Below are 14378 nucleotides of genomic sequence, written 5' to 3' on the forward strand. Positions count from 1 at the left end.
CCCCCCCCCCCCCCGACCGTCGCCGTGACTCAGGCGTTCGGGCACGCCCCGATGTTGGGGTTGAAGTTCTCGAACATCCCGTCCGGGTTCGGCTGCCAGATCCACGCGTGCAGCACCCACAGCCCCAACTCGTCGTTACTGCGGAACGTCTCGCCCAACAGCGACGGCGGCTGCTCCTGCGTCCATGCGGCCTTCGGCACGATGTACTCGACCGCTCCGAACTTCAGCCCGCTCTTCCGGACCTCGTAGACCAGCGCTTCCGGACGCAGCGGATCCAGGTGCGTGTCGAGCAGCTCGACGTTCACGAGGTGCTGCCCCATGCCTCCTTCCGGACTCTCGAAGCATGGCAGCAGCGGAAAGTAGCCTGCATCCGGCGCGTTCCCCACGTCGTGGAACTGCGCCGTGGCAGCTCGCACCGTGGCGAGATCGGCCTGCCCTGCTGCACCCGCCGTACCGGTCTGTCCGACGACCGTGATTACCAGCATCATCAGCAGCGTCGCAACGGATATCCTCCGCGAACGTTCCCCGAAGTTCTTCATCCCTACCCCTCCTCGATCTGGCCGACCGATTGCTCGACCGTTTTGATGTCGGCACGTTGGCTCTTCGCTAACCCGCGTAGGGGCCGACGTAGGACCCCAACTCATCCAGGAACTGCGACGTGTCCGCCGCACCGAAACTGCCCGACACCAGGAGGGCAATCACAATGATCGCGGCGAGAACCGCCGTCACCATCAGCCTCCGATAGGTCGTGCTCTGCATGTCCCCCACCTCCCTTCACTTCCCTTTCCTCCAGCGCTCGCCCCGAGCGCTCAACCGATCCTCGCGGCGCGGCGTTTGATGAAGCGTTTGCGAAGACCCGTGGGTGCAAACAGGCGTTTGACGACTCGTTTGACCGACGGCTTCACCCCTTGTCACGGCCCGTGGACCCGTCGATGATTGGCTCGATGTCGCTCGAGATCCGGCTTCTGGGCAGTCCGGCCGTGCTTCGTGATGGCGTTCCGGTGCCTCCTCCCCGTGGAAACAAGTCATGGGCTGTGCTGGCTTACCTCCTCCTCAACCCCACGCCGGTAAGCCGCGTGCGGGTCGCTTCGCTCCTGTTCTCGGAAGCCGACGATCCGCTCGCAACCTTGCGCTGGAATCTGAACGCATTGAGGAAGCTCATCGGCGATCCGGGAGCGCTCCGCGGTGATCCCCTCGACGTCGCCCTTCCGCCGGATGTCTCCGTTGACGTACTCGTCCTGCGGGCCGGGTCGTGGCAACAAGCACTGACCGTCGCCGCGCTCGGGAACGAGCTGCTCGAGGGAATATCGGTTGGTGCCGGCGCCGGGTTCGAAGCGTGGCTCGCAGCCGAACGGCAGCGAACCGCCAAGGACGCCCACTGGGCGATCCGCGAGGCGGTGCTCGCACGACTCGGTCGCGGCGAAGCCGACGAGGCGGCGCGCCTCGCGTCGAAATTGGTCGCGATGGATCCGCTCGACGAAGGGGCTCACGAACTTCTGGTCCGTTGCCTGGCGGCGGCCGGCGAGGGGTCGGCCGCCCGGAAGCAGCTTCAGCGCGCGGTCGATCTGATCCGGGGTGAGCTCGGGGTCGAGCCCGGTCAAGATCTGATGAGTGCGTGCGATTCCTTGCCACCGCTCGGCCGGAAGGCCCCGGAACCGATCCGCGTTCAAGCCACCCTCGAGACCGGCCTGGCTGCGGTGTTCGCCGCTCAAGGCGCCGGCCTCGACGCGGTTCGTCAAGCACTCCTGGACGCCCGCGAACTCGGGCATCCCGAGCTGCTGCTGCGCTCGCTGCACGGCTTCGCGATGGCCTGGATCACCCTCAATCACGGCGGGGGCGAGGAGGCGGCCGCCGCGCTGCAGGAGGCGATCGCCCTCGCCGATCGGCTCGGCGCACCCCGGCTGTCCGCACGGGGGCACAGGTGGTTCGCGTTCACCGAGTTCTGGCGGGGGCACTACGACCGCGCGCACGCTTGGCTCCGCACGGCTCGAGAGCTCGTAGGGGATGACCGGGCCGAGCTGGCAAGGATCGAGTTCGTGCGCGGCGGTGCGCTCTTCGAAGTCGGCACGTACGGTCCGGGCATCGCTGCGCTCGAGGAGTCGGTTTCGCTGAACGATCCCGATCGTGATCCCCACGGCGCAGCGTTCGCGCTGTTACTCCTCGGCAGAGCTCACCTGCTTCGTGAGGAACTCGACCCGGCGGAGGTGGTCCTGCGACGCTCGGCTTCCCTGGCCCGATCCCATTGGATCGGACTGCTTCCGCATTCGGAGTCTCTGTTGGCGGACGTGTTCTTCCGCCGAGGGGAGCTCGCCGACGCTGCGGACGGGTTCGAGCACGCGTATGCCCTCGCATCACAGCATTACGGCAGCGAATGTTGGGAAAGCATCGCCGGTCGGGGGCTGGGACTCGTCGCCGACGCGAAGGGCGACGTCGAGACGGCAGTTCGCTGGCTCGAGTTCGCGATCACACGGCGAACGCGGTGGCCCGGGGCGTATCCATGGATCCGCGCCTGGGCGCTGGACGCGCTCTGCGAGATCGCGGTCAAGCGCCGCCTGCCCGACGCGTCCGCGTGGATCGCGGATCTGGAAGAGCGCGCGGCACGTCTCGGGATGCGCGAGCTTCTCGCGCGAGCACACCTCCACCGCTCGCGGCTGGGCGAGGAGGGGTCGCTGGAGGTGGCCCGCGCGCTGGCCGCGGAGATCGACAACCCAGCGCTCCAGCGGGAGCTGGGCCGGTAGGGCGGGCCCAAGCTTCCGGCCGCCCATCGGCTCGCCTCTATAATCCGCGGTCGTGACCCAGACCCTCACGGAACCTCATCATCGCTACCCGGGCACCCTCGCCGACCGTTTCCGCGACTGGCGGGCGGCGCGGTGGATGGATCGCACGATGCGGCGGGCGCTCACGCCTCCGCTCCCCGTCGACTTCGGCGCGTTCGGGAAGGGCTCTTTCGTCGTCCCGCCCACACGAATCACCCGCCCCGACCGCATCTTCATCGGGCGTGGAGTCACGATCCACGAGGGAACCTGGCTCTCAGTCGTACAGGCTCACGCCGACATCGTTCCGACGATGACGATCGGCGACGGCGTGCGGATCGGACGCTTCAGCCACTTCGCTTGCGTGGGCAGAATCGAGATCGGCGAAGGCGCGATGATCTCCGACAAGGTCCTCGTTTGCGACGCCTACCACGGTTACGAGGACGTGACGTTGCTGGCTCAGCAGCAGCCGATGTCGCGGCCGCGGCCGGTGGTGATCGAAGCCGGCGCGTGCGTCGCGATCGGCGCCATCATCCTTCCCGGGGTTCGCATAGGGAGGAACGCTTACGTCGCCGACTGGGCGGTTGTATCGAAGTCCGTCCCGCCCGGCGCGATCGTTGCTGGGAACCCGGCGACCGTGCGCGAGACGCTCGAGCTCGGCCCGGCACGCCAGGTTTCGTGAGCGGCATGCGCGATCCCGGAAGCAAGCTCGGCCGGTTCCTCACGCGGCGAAAGATGCAACGGATCATCTACTCCGCCGTCCCGGCGTTCATGCCGCCGCCGCCCCGGGCGTTCGCCGCGTACGGTCAGGACGCGCTCATCGCGGCGCCGGGGCGCATCGAAGGAGCGGAGTTCATCACGATCGGCAAGCGCGTGAAGATCCTCGAGCACATCTGGCTGATCGCGCGCCGGGAGCCCGGCCGGCCGCCACCCCGCCTGATCTTGGGCGACGACGTGCTCATCAACCGGTTCGTCAAGATCGTGAGCGTGGGCGAGGTGGTCATCGAACGGGACACCATGATCGGAGACAACTGCTATATCTCCGACACGCACTACCTGTACGACGATCCCGACCGCTCGATCCAGGAGCAGGGGCTCGCGCCTTCGCGTCCCGTGCATATCGGGGCCGGTTGTCACATCGCGTTCCGCTCCACGATCCGTCCCGGCGTGACGCTGGCCGACTACGTGCACGTGGGGCCCGGATCGGTCGTGAGCGACGACATGCCCGAGCGCTCGGTCGTCCACGGCGATCCGGCGCGCGTGATCAGGCGCTACGACGCTGCGCGCGGCGAATGGCTCTTCGTGCGGCCGGGGATGAGCGAGCGCGAAGCCGAAGGGACCGCCGACACCGTCTGACGTGCCTTAGGGCCGCCGGGCGACGACGTACGAGTTCGCGTTGAACGTCGACATCGCGTGGGCGAAGGGCTCCACGAAACCGGCCGCGAGGAGCTGCTCGCGATACTCTTCGACCGTGTACGCGCGCCCGCCTTGCGACACGAGACGGAGCTGGACGTTGAGCAGCGCCGGCCAGAGCGGCCCGTCTTTGGTCTCGTTGAGCGGCAGGCCATGGATCACGCAGATCCCGCCGGGCTCGATCGCATCGAACACCTTCGACAGCAATCCCCGCACGGCCTCCTCGTCTTCCTGGTGCAACGTGTTCGAGATCAAAACGACGTCGTAGCCGGGAGGGATCGGGTCGGCGTTGTAGTCGCCGGCGTGCGTGGAGACCCGCGCGGCCGCTCCGTGCTGCTCGATCATCTCCGCGGCCACCCGGACCACGTCCGGCAGGTCGAACACCGTGCAGCTCAGCTCCGGGTTCGCCTCAGCCAGCAGGATCGAATACGAGCCGGGGCCCCCGCCGACGTCCAGCAGCCGCCGGCGACCTTCCAGGTTCAGATGCCGGGCGAACTCCCGTCCCGGGCCCACGGCGAACTCGTGCATCGCGTGCATGTACGAGCGCAGCTCCTCGAGGGTGTGGCCCTCAGGGGTCCCCGCGGGCTTGCCGGTTCGTACGGACTCGCCGAGGTTCGCGAAGTTCTCAGTCCAGCGGCCCATGAGGGAAACCCAGGTGCTGATCGTCTCCGGTTTGCCTGAAACGAGCAGCTCGCGCGTGGTGTCGCTGTTGGCGAACCGGTCCCCCTCGTGCTCCAACAACCCCGCGGCGACCAGCGCACCGAGCAGGCGGGACGTCGCGTCGGCGTCTGTACCCAGCCGCGTGGCGATCTCGGACCCGGTTGCGGGTCCCTCACGATCGAGCAGGTCGAACACGCCGAGATCGTTGGCCACGAACAGGACCTGCGCGGCCCACGCGCCGAGCGCGAGCCGTGTGAGCCGCACCCGCGCTTCGATGCGGCGGCGGCGGGGATTCACCCTAGCTTGCGCTCGACCAGAGCAGCGATCGCGGCGAGAGAGTGGAAGTTGTCGACGAGCAGCTCGTCGTCGCCGATCTTGACGCTGTAGGTCTTCTCAACGAATTCCGCGAGATCGAGGACGCCGAGCGAGTCGACGATGCCGGGGAAGATCTCTTGGTCGTCGCTCAACTCCGCGGTGTCGTCGAAGAGGATCCTCTGCCGGATGAAGCCCCGCATGGGCTCGGTATCGACCACGCAACTCCCCTTCCTCGCCGCCGGACCGCGGGATTCTACCGTCTAACGTTGATCCGACCCGCTTGGGACCGGCGCGCACGTGATCAGACCCTCCTCGGTTGCGACGAAATGCACGTCCTCATCGCCGGACCCGTGGGGCACCTCGTCGACGACCTGGGACTGGTAGCCGAGCCCGATCCTGATCGTTCGCGGATCCAGGCGAGACAGCAGCCGGTCGTAGTGCCCGGTGCCGGAACCCAATCGATGGCCGCGCCGGTCGAACGCCAGCCCCGGAACGACCAGCACGTCAACCTCGTCGAGCTTCACCGCACGCCGGTAGCGGGGATGCATGCCGCCGTATTCTGCCGTGACGACCGGGTCCTGGGGCCGCCACTCGGTGAGCTCCAGCTCCCCGTTCAGGACGAAGGGCAGGAATATCCGCCGCTCCTCCTGCTCCGAGAGACGCGCGATGATCCCCGACGTCGAGACCTCTGATCCGGCCGCCCAGTACAGGGCGACGGCTCCTGCGTCGCGGAAGCGGTCGAGGTCGTAGAGGTGCCCGACGATCGCTTTGGCGAGCTCGAGGCGGCGCACCGGATCGATCGCGTCCCGGTCGGCGAGGGTGCGCGCGCGAAGATCTTGTTTCAAACCTGCGCCTCGTGGACCTCGATGTCTTCCGCCAAGTGCGAACGCAGGATGTGCCCTTCGTTCTCCTCGACCGCTTTTATGACGTGCTTCATCCGGTCGAGCACGGCGACGGCGCTCTTGTCGAACACCTCACCTTGGAGCAGCTGCTGGATGTCGCGCTTGTACTCCGGCATGCTCGACAGCCGCGTGAACAACGACTGGAGCCGGTAGTAGAGGGTGATCCACTCGTACCAGATCTGGACCCCGCGATCGACGATCTCGTTGTACTCGCCGAACGACTCCTCTTCGGCGTTCTCGTCCAGCGCGCGCTTCAACGCGTTGAACGCGAACTGCCCGGAGCGCATCGCCACCGACACGCCGGAGGAGAAGATCGGGTCGACGAAGCGCGCCGCGTCTCCCACGAGCAGCCAGCCGGGCCCAGAGAACCGATCGATCTTGTAGGAGTAATCCGCTTCGATGTAGAAGGGCCGCACCCGCTCGGCGCCGTTGAGGATGTGGCGGGTGTTCGGCGTCATATCGAGGAGCTCGGTGAAGAAGGTCTCGTGATCCTTGCCCGACTTCTGGAAGTCGGTCTTCTCCGTCACCGCGCCCACGCTGGTGATCCCTTCGTAGATCGGGATGTGCCAGACCCAGCCGCGGTTGACCGGCAAGAAATGCACATGGATGTACTCGGCGGTTTCCGGTGTCGGAGGGTTCACGCCTTTGAACCACGAGTAGATCGCGAACTGGTTGAACTGCTTGTCCTTCTGCCAGAGACCGAGCTGGCGGCCGAGCAGCGTGCGGCGGCCGCTCGCGTCGACGACGAAGCGAGATCGCAGGTCGATCTCCCGGCCGAGCAGACGGACGCGGACGCCGACGGCGCGGTCTCCCTCGAAGAGAACCTTGAGCACGGTCACCCCTTGCAGCACCTCGGCGCCGAGCTCGTTGGCGTGACGCAGGTACATGGCGTCGAACACGGCCCGGTCGACGTGGTAGGTGTATTCGGGGTTAGGGATGTCCTGCGGCGCCTCGGCGAAGGTGACGACGAACTCCGAGCCGACCTGTCCTTTGATGCCGGTCCAGGTGGCGCCCGGCTTCTTGACGAACTGGGAGCTCTCCATCTTCTCCCAGAAGCCGAGGTCGTGAGTCACGATGTTGGTCGCCGGCACGAGCGACTCACCGACGTGCTCGCGGGGGTGGATGTCGCGCTCGAGGATGAGCGCCCGGTACCCCGCCCGGCCCAGGTATGCCCCGACGGTGGCTCCCGCGGGCCCTCCCCCGATGATGATCACATCGGCGTCGAGCTGCACGTCCTCTTGTTGTTGCTGCGTCATATCGGCTCCTCTTGATGAACGCTCGCGGAAGGCTATTTCGGCTCGGGTGCCATTCGAGTGTAGCCCCCGCGGCAACCCCGTCTCCCGCGGTCGGGCGGATCACTACGCTGCGCAGTTTGCGGGCTATCCGGGGCTCCCGGCAAGCACAACCCGTGATCCGGCCCCCGCCGGCGGCGGAGAAAGCCGCGAATCGGTCGCGCTTCCGGTGGTATGGCAAGATGGCAACGACCAGGGTGCTCAGAAAGGAGCGCGATGCCGGGCAAGGGCCTCGAGGACATCATCGCCGCCGAGACCGCGGTCTCCGACATCGACGGCAAGCTGGGGCGGCTGTTCTACGTGGGATACGACATCCACGAGCTCGCAGAGCAAGCGACCTTCGAGGAGACGGTCTACCTCCTCCACAAACTCGAGCTGCCGAACAAGTCTCAGCTGGACGAGGTGACCGAGCAGCTCACCAACGAGCGTGGACTCGACACCTTCGTCGAGGGCCTCATGCCGACGATGGTGCAGCAGACCTCTCCGATGTCCATGCTCCGCACGACGGTCAGCGCGATGAGCGCCCACGATCCCGACGGCTGGGATCAGTCGGCCGAGGCGAACTACCGCAAGGCGATGCGCCTCATAGCGCGCTTCACCACGGTGATCGCGTCGTACGACCGGCTCCGCAACAAGGAAGAGACGCTCAAGCCCAATCCGAAGCTCTCCCACGCCGGAAACTTCTTGTGGATGCTCCAGGGCCGGGAGCCGGACGAGGAAGCAGCGCGCATCCTCGACGTGTGCCTGGTCCTCCACGCCGACCACACGATGAACGCCTCGACGTTCGCCGCGCGCGTCGCCGCGAGCACGCTCGCCGACATCCACTCGGCCACGACCGCGGCGATCGCGACGCTGAAAGGCCCGCTGCATGGTGGCGCGAACGAGGCCGTGATGAAGACGCTCCTCGAGATCGGCGCGCCCGACAAGGTCGAGGAGGTCGTCAAGGCCAAGCTCGCCGCGAAGGAGCGGATCATGGGCTTCGGCCACCGCGTCTACAAGACCGAGGATCCTCGCGCGACCCACCTCCGGAAGTTGTCCGAACGCGCCGGAGAGATGGCGGGCGACACCAAGTGGTACGAGATGAGCCGCACGATGGAAAAGGTCGTGATGGACGAGAAAGGCCTATATCCCAACGTCGATTTCTTCGCGGCAAGCGTCTACCACTCGCTCGGGATCCCGGTAGACCTTTTCACGCCGATCTTCGCCGCATCGCGGGTCGCGGGCTGGACCGCCCACATCCGCGAGCAGTACGCCGACAACCGCCTCATCCGGCCGGAAAGTGCGTACGTAGGACCTCCCCACCGTTCGTACGTGCCGATCGACCAGCGAGGCTGACCATGAAGATCTCAGAGATCATGACCAAAGCGGCGGTGACGGATTCCGCCGATGACACGCTCGCCCAGGCCTGCGACAAGATGCGCCACGCGCAGACGAGCTCGATGCTCATCATGGACGGCGACCGATTGGTGGGGATCGTGACGGAGCGTGACGTCGTTAAGAGCATCGCTCATGGGCTCGACCCCAAGGAGACGACGCTCAAAGACGTCATGACGACCGACATCGTCACGATCGGCCCGATGACCACGCTGAAGGAAGCGGCGAACATCATGGCCTCGAAGTGGATCCGCCACCTCCCGATCCTCGAGGGTTCGAAGGTCGTGGGCATGATCTCACAACGCGACCTCACCGGCGTGCTGGCCGGCGCGTTGCACGAGCCGGAACGCCTCCATCAGCTCATCGAGGCCTCGCATCTCATCCGAGAGCGTCGCCTGAAGCGGATCGAAGCCGGCGACTACGACTAGTCTCGGCCGTTCTCAGCCGAGCCGATTCGTGCGCGCCACGTTTCCGTACCACGCGAGGCTCGGCTTGGGAGTCCGTTCCATGGTTCGGCGGTCGACCCCGATGAGCCCGAACGTCGGCCGGTAACCGTCGTTCCACTCGAAGTTGTCGAGCGTCGACCAGTAGAAGTAGCCGCGCACATCTCGGCCGCGAGCGATCGCATCGTGGACCTGCTCGAGGTGCAGCCGCACGAACTCGATCCGCTCGTCGTCGTCGGCGGTCGCGATGCCGTTCTCGGTGATCTGCACGGGAAGGCCGGTCACCTCGGCGACCTCGTCGATCACGGTCCCCAGCCCGGCGGGGTGCCAGAGCCACCCCATCTGCGTGCGGCGTTCGTCGGCGCCGGCGCCCGGCAAGGGCGGCCGCGCCCCGATCGGGTTGGGCACAACGTCGGCAGCCGACCCTGCGGCTTGGAGAGCCGCCGGATGGACGTCGAATCGCGAGTAGTACTGGATGCCGACGAAATCGTCGTTGCGACCGAGGCCGGCGATGGTCTCGTCGGCGACCGATAGCCCCCGCACCGCGCCGGTTCGTAGCGCCTCCAGCCACACGCCGACCCACGACCAGTGCATGAAATCGCGGGCGCGCCAGCCCAGCGCCGTGTCCTCGGTCGGGAAGAAATCGAGCACCGACAGCGGGAGCCCGATGAGGGCATCACACGAGCTACGCACCGCCTCGGCCGCGGCCGCGTGGGCCTTGAGGAGGTTGACCGTCACCCGATGCGTCGCCTGTACGTCGTTCACGCGCGGCGGGAAGAACCCCATCAGGTGCCCCACCACCGCGACGACGGACGGCTCGTTGATGGTGTTCACGATCTCCAGAAGGTCGCCGAGCGCGTCGGCGGCCCTCCGCGCGTAACGCTCGAACATTTCGACCGCCTCGTCGGAGTCCCACCCGCCTCGCTTCGCGAACCAGTTCGGGTTGGTGAAATGGTGCAGCGAGACCGAGGTCGTCAGGCCGAGATCGCGTGCGGTTCCGATCACGTCGCGATAGTGGTCGAGCTCCTTGCTCGAGAACTCGCCGGGCTTCGGCTCGATGCGAGCCCACTCGATCGACAGTCGCACCGCGTTCTGTCCCGAGTCGGCGACGAGCCTCCAGTCCTCGGCGAACCGGTGGTAGGAGTCGCACGCCCCGAGGCTCTTCTCGGTCGCGTTCGTCTTGCGCTTGTGCTCGTGGGCCCACCAGTCGGAGTTGGTGTTATCTCCCTCGGTCTGGTGCGCGGCGCCGGCCGACCCCCAGAGGAAGCCGTCGGGGAACGATCGCTCGTCGGACATTTTCACACCTTATTCACCGTGAGCGGTCGTGGGTAGACTCCGCGCCCAGCGGAGCGGAGCGGGTCGGTAGAGACAGACCCGGTCCGACGAAGTCGGACCTTGACAACAGAGGAGCTTCAGTGGGGAAGCGGATCGTCTTCGCAGCGCTCGTCGTTGCCTTTCTCCTCGTGCTCCCGTCCGCCGCTGCATCCGCCGGCCAGGGTCCACCTTCAGATCCGCCGGGCAACGCGTACGGGCAGACCGGAACATGGGAGAGTGGGCCTGGGAATGGGAATGGCAAGGCGTTGGGCCCAAGCGGCAACGCCAATCCCAAGGCACCGGCCAACGCATCCAAAGGGATGAACCGGCCGGGGACGCCGGGATCATGGAAGGACCACGGACACGAGCCCGCACCGGTCGGCGCTCCCCAAGGGTATGCCCCGTCAGATCCCGACTTCACGGGGAACGGCGGACCGGACAAGCCCGGCCAGTCGGGCGGCTTCTCGCTCGACAAGGACGGGAACAACGGCTGCGGGAACGACGACGACCGCGAGGACGACAACAACGGGTGGTGCGGCATGAAGCCGGAGCCATCCCCACCTCCTCCCTCGGGTAGTACGGGGCCGGTCGTGTTGCCGGGACCGAAGATCACGCCGCCCGCGGTGGGTGGCGAAAAGTTGCCGGCCACCGGCGCCGACATGGCGCAGATCCTGTGGCTTGGAACGGGAATGACGTTGTCGGGGCACGCCTTGAGGAGACGAAGCCGCCGGGCGTCTTGAGCACGCCGAAACTGTCAAGCGAAGAGGATCCGTCTCGAGACGGGTCCTCTTCGCGTCTCGAGGCTTTCGTCAGACCAATCCTTCGGCCGCGCGGACGGTGTTCATCAGCAGCATCGCCACGGTCATCGGCCCGACGCCGCCCGGCACAGGGGTGATCGCCCCGGCGATCTCGGAGACCGCAGGGAAGTCGACGTCGCCGACCAGCTTCCCTTCCTCGTTGCGGTTCGTTCCGACGTCGATGACCACGGCGCCCGGCGACACCATGCCGGCGGTAAGCGTGTTGCGACGGCCGGCGGCGACGAAGATCACTTCCGCCTCGCGGGTGTAAGCCCCGATGTCCTGGGTCCCCGTATGACAGACCGTGACGGTCGCGTTGAGGCCCGGCGCCTTCAAGCCCAGCAGCATGGACAGCGGCCGGCCGACGAGGTTCGACCGCCCGATGACGACCACCCGCTTGCCGTCCAGCTCGATGCCCGATCGCTCGAGGATCTCGACGCAGCCGGCGGGCGTGCACGGGATGAATCGCGGCCGTCCGAGCGACAGCAGCCCTTGGTTCTCCGGGTGCAGGCCATCCACGTCCTTACGAGGATCGATCGCTTCCTGGACGACGATCGGATCGATGTGGTCGGGAAGCGGCAGCTGAACCAGGATCCCGTGCACCATAGGGTTCTCGTTCAGAACACGAACCCGGTCGATCAACTCGGCCTGCGAGACGGACGAGGGAAGGTCCGCATCGATCGAGGCGATCCCGACCTCGGCCGCCATCTTGCGCTTCTGCCCCACGTAGACGTGCGACGCGGGGTCGTCGCCGACGAGCACCGCGGCGAGGCCCGGCGGGCCGAGGAGCTTCGCGACGTGCTCGGCGACGTCGGCCCGCACCTCTGCGGCGATCGCCTTTCCGTCAAGGATCCGCGCCGTCATCGTCGTCCTCCAGCGTTTTCGGCTAGCCGTGACGGAAGTGTCGCACGCCCGTGAAGACCATGGCGATGCCGTGCTCGTCGGCCGCGGCGACGACCTCATCATCGCGCACCGAGCCGCCCGGCTGGATCGCGGCCGCGACGCCCGCAGCAGCAGCCGCGTCGAGCCCGTCGCGGAAGGGGAAGAACGCGTCTGAGGCCATCACCGCGCCTTTCGCGCGGTCGCCGGCCTTCTTCGCGGCGATCTCCACCGCGTCCACGCGGCTCGTCTGCCCGCCGCCGATCCCGACCGTCGCGCCACCGGACGCGAACACGATCGCGTTCGAGCGCACGTGCTTGCACGCACGCCAGGCGAACTCGAGATCCTGCCACTGCTCCTCGGTGGGTTGGGCTTTCGTCGCGACGCGCCAGGCGGAACGGTCCTCCACCGCGGCATCGGCCGTCTGAAGCAGAAGGCCGCCCGAGATCCACCGGCCCGTGTACGCGGGATCCGGCTTTCCGTCGACGGCCAGCAACCGGAGGTTCTTCTTCTCCGAGAACAGCCGCAGCGCCCCGTCGGAGAACCCGGGCGCCGCGATGCACTCGGTGAAGACCTCGGCCATGGCGCGCGCGCAGGCCTCGGACACCTCACGGTTGAACGCCACGACGCCGCCGAACGCGGAGACCCGATCGGATTCCAAGGCTCGTTCGTACGCGACGGCGTCGTTGTCGCCCACGGCGACGCCGCACGGGATCGCGTGCTTGACGATCACGCACGCGGTGTCGTCGAAGTCGTTCGCCGCGAGCCAGGCCGCGTCGAGGTCGAGCAAGTTGTTGAACGACAGCTCCTTGCCCTGAAGCTGGCGGCCGCGCGCGAGCGAGCCCGGACCGGCGTCCTCAGCGGCGTACAGGGCGCCCGCCTGGTGCGGGTTCTCGCCGTAGCGGAGCTCCATCACGCGCTCGAACGCGAGCGCCAGCCGCTGCGGGAAGGTCTCCGCCCGCGCCATCCACCGAGCGATCGCCGCGTCGTAGGCCGCCGTGTGCGCGAACGCCTCGGCGGCGAGCGCACGCCGCGTCTGAGCGGACAGCCCGCCTTTCTCACGCAACTCGGTGAGCACCTCGTCGTACCGCGCCGCGTCGACGACGACCCCGACGCCGGAGTGGTTCTTTGCCGAGGCCCGTACGAGGGTCGGGCCGCCGATGTCGATCTGTTCGACCACCCCGGGCCAGTCGAGGCCCTTCGCAACCGTCTCACGGAAGGGATAGAGGTTCACGACCACGAGATCGATCGGCTCGATCCCCGCGTCCGCCAGCTGCCGCAGATGCTCGGGCTCGCCGCGATCCGCGAGGATCCCGCCGTGGATCTTCGGGTGAAGCGTCTTCACGCGCCCGTCGAGCATCTCCGGGAAGCCGGTCACCTCGGCGACCGGCGTAGTGGACACGCCGTGCTCGGCGAGATGACGGCCCGTCGAATCGGTCGCGACGATCGCGATCCCGAGCTCCGCCAGCCCGGCACAGAAAGCGGCGAGACCCGCGCGGTCGGAAACCGAAACGAGCGCTCGTTTCACCGGGATGAGGTCTGACACGTGCCCATCCTAACCGTTTGGGAGGGCTACTCCTCCGGCTCGATAACGACGCGGCGGCCCGCGATCCTGACGCGACCTTCGGCGATGAGCCTGATCGCCGCCGGGTAGAGGCGATGCTCGACCTCCTTGATCCGTTCGTGCAACGAGGCTTCGTCGTCGCCGGGGAGAATCGGAACGGCCTCTTGCAGAAGTATCGGGCCGTGATCGACCTCTTCGTCGGCGAAGTGCACGGTCGAACCGGTGACCCGCGCGCCCCAGTCGAGCGCGTCTCGAACGGCGTGGGCGCCGGGGAATGCGGGCAGGAGCGCGGGATGGATGTTGATGATTCGTCCCTCGAACGCCTTGATGAAGTTGGGGGCGAGGATCCGCATGAACCCCGCGAGGCAGACCAGCTCGACATCGTGCTCCCGGAGGGAATCGGCGAGCGCCTCGTTGAACCCCTCACGGTTCCCGTGAACTTTCGGATCGACGTGAACCGCGGAGACGCCGGCGTTCCGGGCGCGCTCGAGGCCGAAGGCACCGGCCCGGTCGCTGAGAACCACCGCGACCTCGTAGCCCGACCCGCGCGCACCGTCGAGGATCGCTTGGAGGTTTGTTCCCGATCCCGAAAGGAGCACGCCGACACGCAACGGGGCCGTCACGCGCGTCATCCTACCGAGCCCGGCAAACCAGGGACCGGCCGATCGAACG

16 protein-coding genes are annotated in these 14378 nt (G+C 67.2%); 6 read left to right on the forward strand and 10 right to left on the reverse strand.

Features of this window, described 5'->3' with window-relative positions; translation table 11 throughout:
* Positions 1-29: 29 nt before the first annotated feature.
* Together WEB06_01455 and WEB06_01460 are read right to left on the reverse strand one after the other, a co-directional pair.
* Positions 30-539, reverse strand: a complete 510-nt coding sequence (locus WEB06_01455) for a hypothetical protein (protein MEX2554279.1) — start codon at positions 537-539, stop codon at positions 30-32.
* Positions 540-606: 67 nt separating this feature from the next.
* Entirely contained in the window at positions 607-759 is a 153-nt protein-coding gene (locus tag WEB06_01460) for a hypothetical protein (GenBank protein ID MEX2554280.1), read from the reverse strand.
* Positions 760-944: 185 nt separating this feature from the next.
* Here WEB06_01460 and WEB06_01465 point away from each other — a divergent pair, with 185 nt between their 5' ends.
* The 3 genes from WEB06_01465 to WEB06_01475 are packed head-to-tail and all read left to right on the forward strand — an operon-like array spanning position 945 to position 4109.
* The gene (locus tag WEB06_01465; protein MEX2554281.1) at positions 945-2738 is read left to right on the forward strand and encodes a BTAD domain-containing putative transcriptional regulator; all 1794 of its coding nucleotides are present in this window, start codon (positions 945-947) and stop codon (positions 2736-2738) included.
* Positions 2739-2790: 52 nt separating this feature from the next.
* The gene (locus WEB06_01470; GenBank protein MEX2554282.1) at positions 2791-3435 is read left to right on the forward strand and encodes an acyltransferase; all 645 of its coding nucleotides are present in this window, start codon (positions 2791-2793) and stop codon (positions 3433-3435) included.
* Positions 3436-3440: 5 nt separating this feature from the next.
* Positions 3441-4109, forward strand: coding sequence for an acyltransferase (locus WEB06_01475; GenBank protein ID MEX2554283.1), 669 nt, complete (start codon positions 3441-3443; stop codon positions 4107-4109).
* Positions 4110-4115: 6 nt separating this feature from the next.
* On the opposite strand, the gene WEB06_01480 is transcribed toward WEB06_01475, so the two are convergent.
* The 4 genes from WEB06_01480 to WEB06_01495 are packed head-to-tail and all read right to left on the reverse strand — an operon-like array spanning position 4116 to position 7299.
* The gene (locus WEB06_01480; GenBank protein ID MEX2554284.1) at positions 4116-5123 is read right to left on the reverse strand and encodes a methyltransferase; all 1008 of its coding nucleotides are present in this window, start codon (positions 5121-5123) and stop codon (positions 4116-4118) included.
* A complete protein-coding gene (locus tag WEB06_01485; GenBank protein MEX2554285.1) occupies positions 5120-5359 on the reverse strand; it encodes an acyl carrier protein in 240 nt (79 codons plus the stop codon). The genes WEB06_01480 and WEB06_01485 overlap by 4 nt, the downstream gene beginning before the upstream one ends.
* Before the next feature lie 42 nt (positions 5360-5401).
* A complete protein-coding gene (locus tag WEB06_01490) occupies positions 5402-5986 on the reverse strand; it encodes a 5-formyltetrahydrofolate cyclo-ligase (GenBank protein MEX2554286.1) in 585 nt (194 codons plus the stop codon).
* A complete protein-coding gene (locus tag WEB06_01495; protein MEX2554287.1) occupies positions 5983-7299 on the reverse strand; it encodes an NAD(P)/FAD-dependent oxidoreductase in 1317 nt (438 codons plus the stop codon). The genes WEB06_01490 and WEB06_01495 overlap by 4 nt, the downstream gene beginning before the upstream one ends.
* 252 nt (positions 7300-7551) lie before the next feature.
* Here WEB06_01495 and WEB06_01500 point away from each other — a divergent pair, with 252 nt between their 5' ends.
* Positions 7552-8670 carry a citrate synthase gene (locus tag WEB06_01500; protein MEX2554288.1) on the forward strand — a complete coding sequence of 373 codons (1119 nt, stop codon included), beginning with the start codon at positions 7552-7554 and terminating at the stop codon, positions 8668-8670.
* 2 nt (positions 8671-8672) lie between these two features.
* Positions 8673-9137: a CBS domain-containing protein gene (locus tag WEB06_01505; protein ID MEX2554289.1), complete on the forward strand. Its 465-nt coding sequence runs from the start codon at positions 8673-8675 to the stop codon at positions 9135-9137.
* Between the two features lie 12 nt (positions 9138-9149).
* On the opposite strand, the gene WEB06_01510 is transcribed toward WEB06_01505, so the two are convergent.
* On the reverse strand, positions 9150-10448 hold the full coding sequence (locus WEB06_01510; GenBank protein MEX2554290.1) for a family 1 glycosylhydrolase: 1299 nt from the start codon (positions 10446-10448) through the stop codon (positions 9150-9152).
* Positions 10449-10567: 119 nt separating this feature from the next.
* Here WEB06_01510 and WEB06_01515 point away from each other — a divergent pair, with 119 nt between their 5' ends.
* Positions 10568-11206, forward strand: a complete 639-nt coding sequence (locus WEB06_01515) for a hypothetical protein (protein MEX2554291.1) — start codon at positions 10568-10570, stop codon at positions 11204-11206.
* 69 nt (positions 11207-11275) lie between these two features.
* On the opposite strand, the gene WEB06_01520 is transcribed toward WEB06_01515, so the two are convergent.
* Genes WEB06_01520 through purN form a run of 3 tightly spaced genes read right to left on the reverse strand, consistent with a single transcriptional unit; the run spans position 11276 to position 14329 of the window.
* Positions 11276-12127 carry a bifunctional 5,10-methylenetetrahydrofolate dehydrogenase/5,10-methenyltetrahydrofolate cyclohydrolase gene (locus tag WEB06_01520; protein MEX2554292.1) on the reverse strand — a complete coding sequence of 284 codons (852 nt, stop codon included), beginning with the start codon at positions 12125-12127 and terminating at the stop codon, positions 11276-11278.
* 22 nt (positions 12128-12149) lie between these two features.
* Positions 12150-13688, reverse strand: a complete 1539-nt coding sequence (gene purH / locus WEB06_01525) for a bifunctional phosphoribosylaminoimidazolecarboxamide formyltransferase/IMP cyclohydrolase (protein ID MEX2554293.1) — start codon at positions 13686-13688, stop codon at positions 12150-12152.
* A 26-nt stretch (positions 13689-13714) separates the two neighbouring features.
* Positions 13715-14329: a phosphoribosylglycinamide formyltransferase gene (gene purN, locus WEB06_01530; protein ID MEX2554294.1), complete on the reverse strand. Its 615-nt coding sequence runs from the start codon at positions 14327-14329 to the stop codon at positions 13715-13717.
* Between the last annotated feature and the right edge of the window lie 49 nt (positions 14330-14378).

The sequence above is a fragment of the Actinomycetota bacterium genome (assembly GCA_040905475.1).
Taxonomy (GTDB): Bacteria; Actinomycetota; AC-67; order AC-67; family AC-67; genus DATFGK01.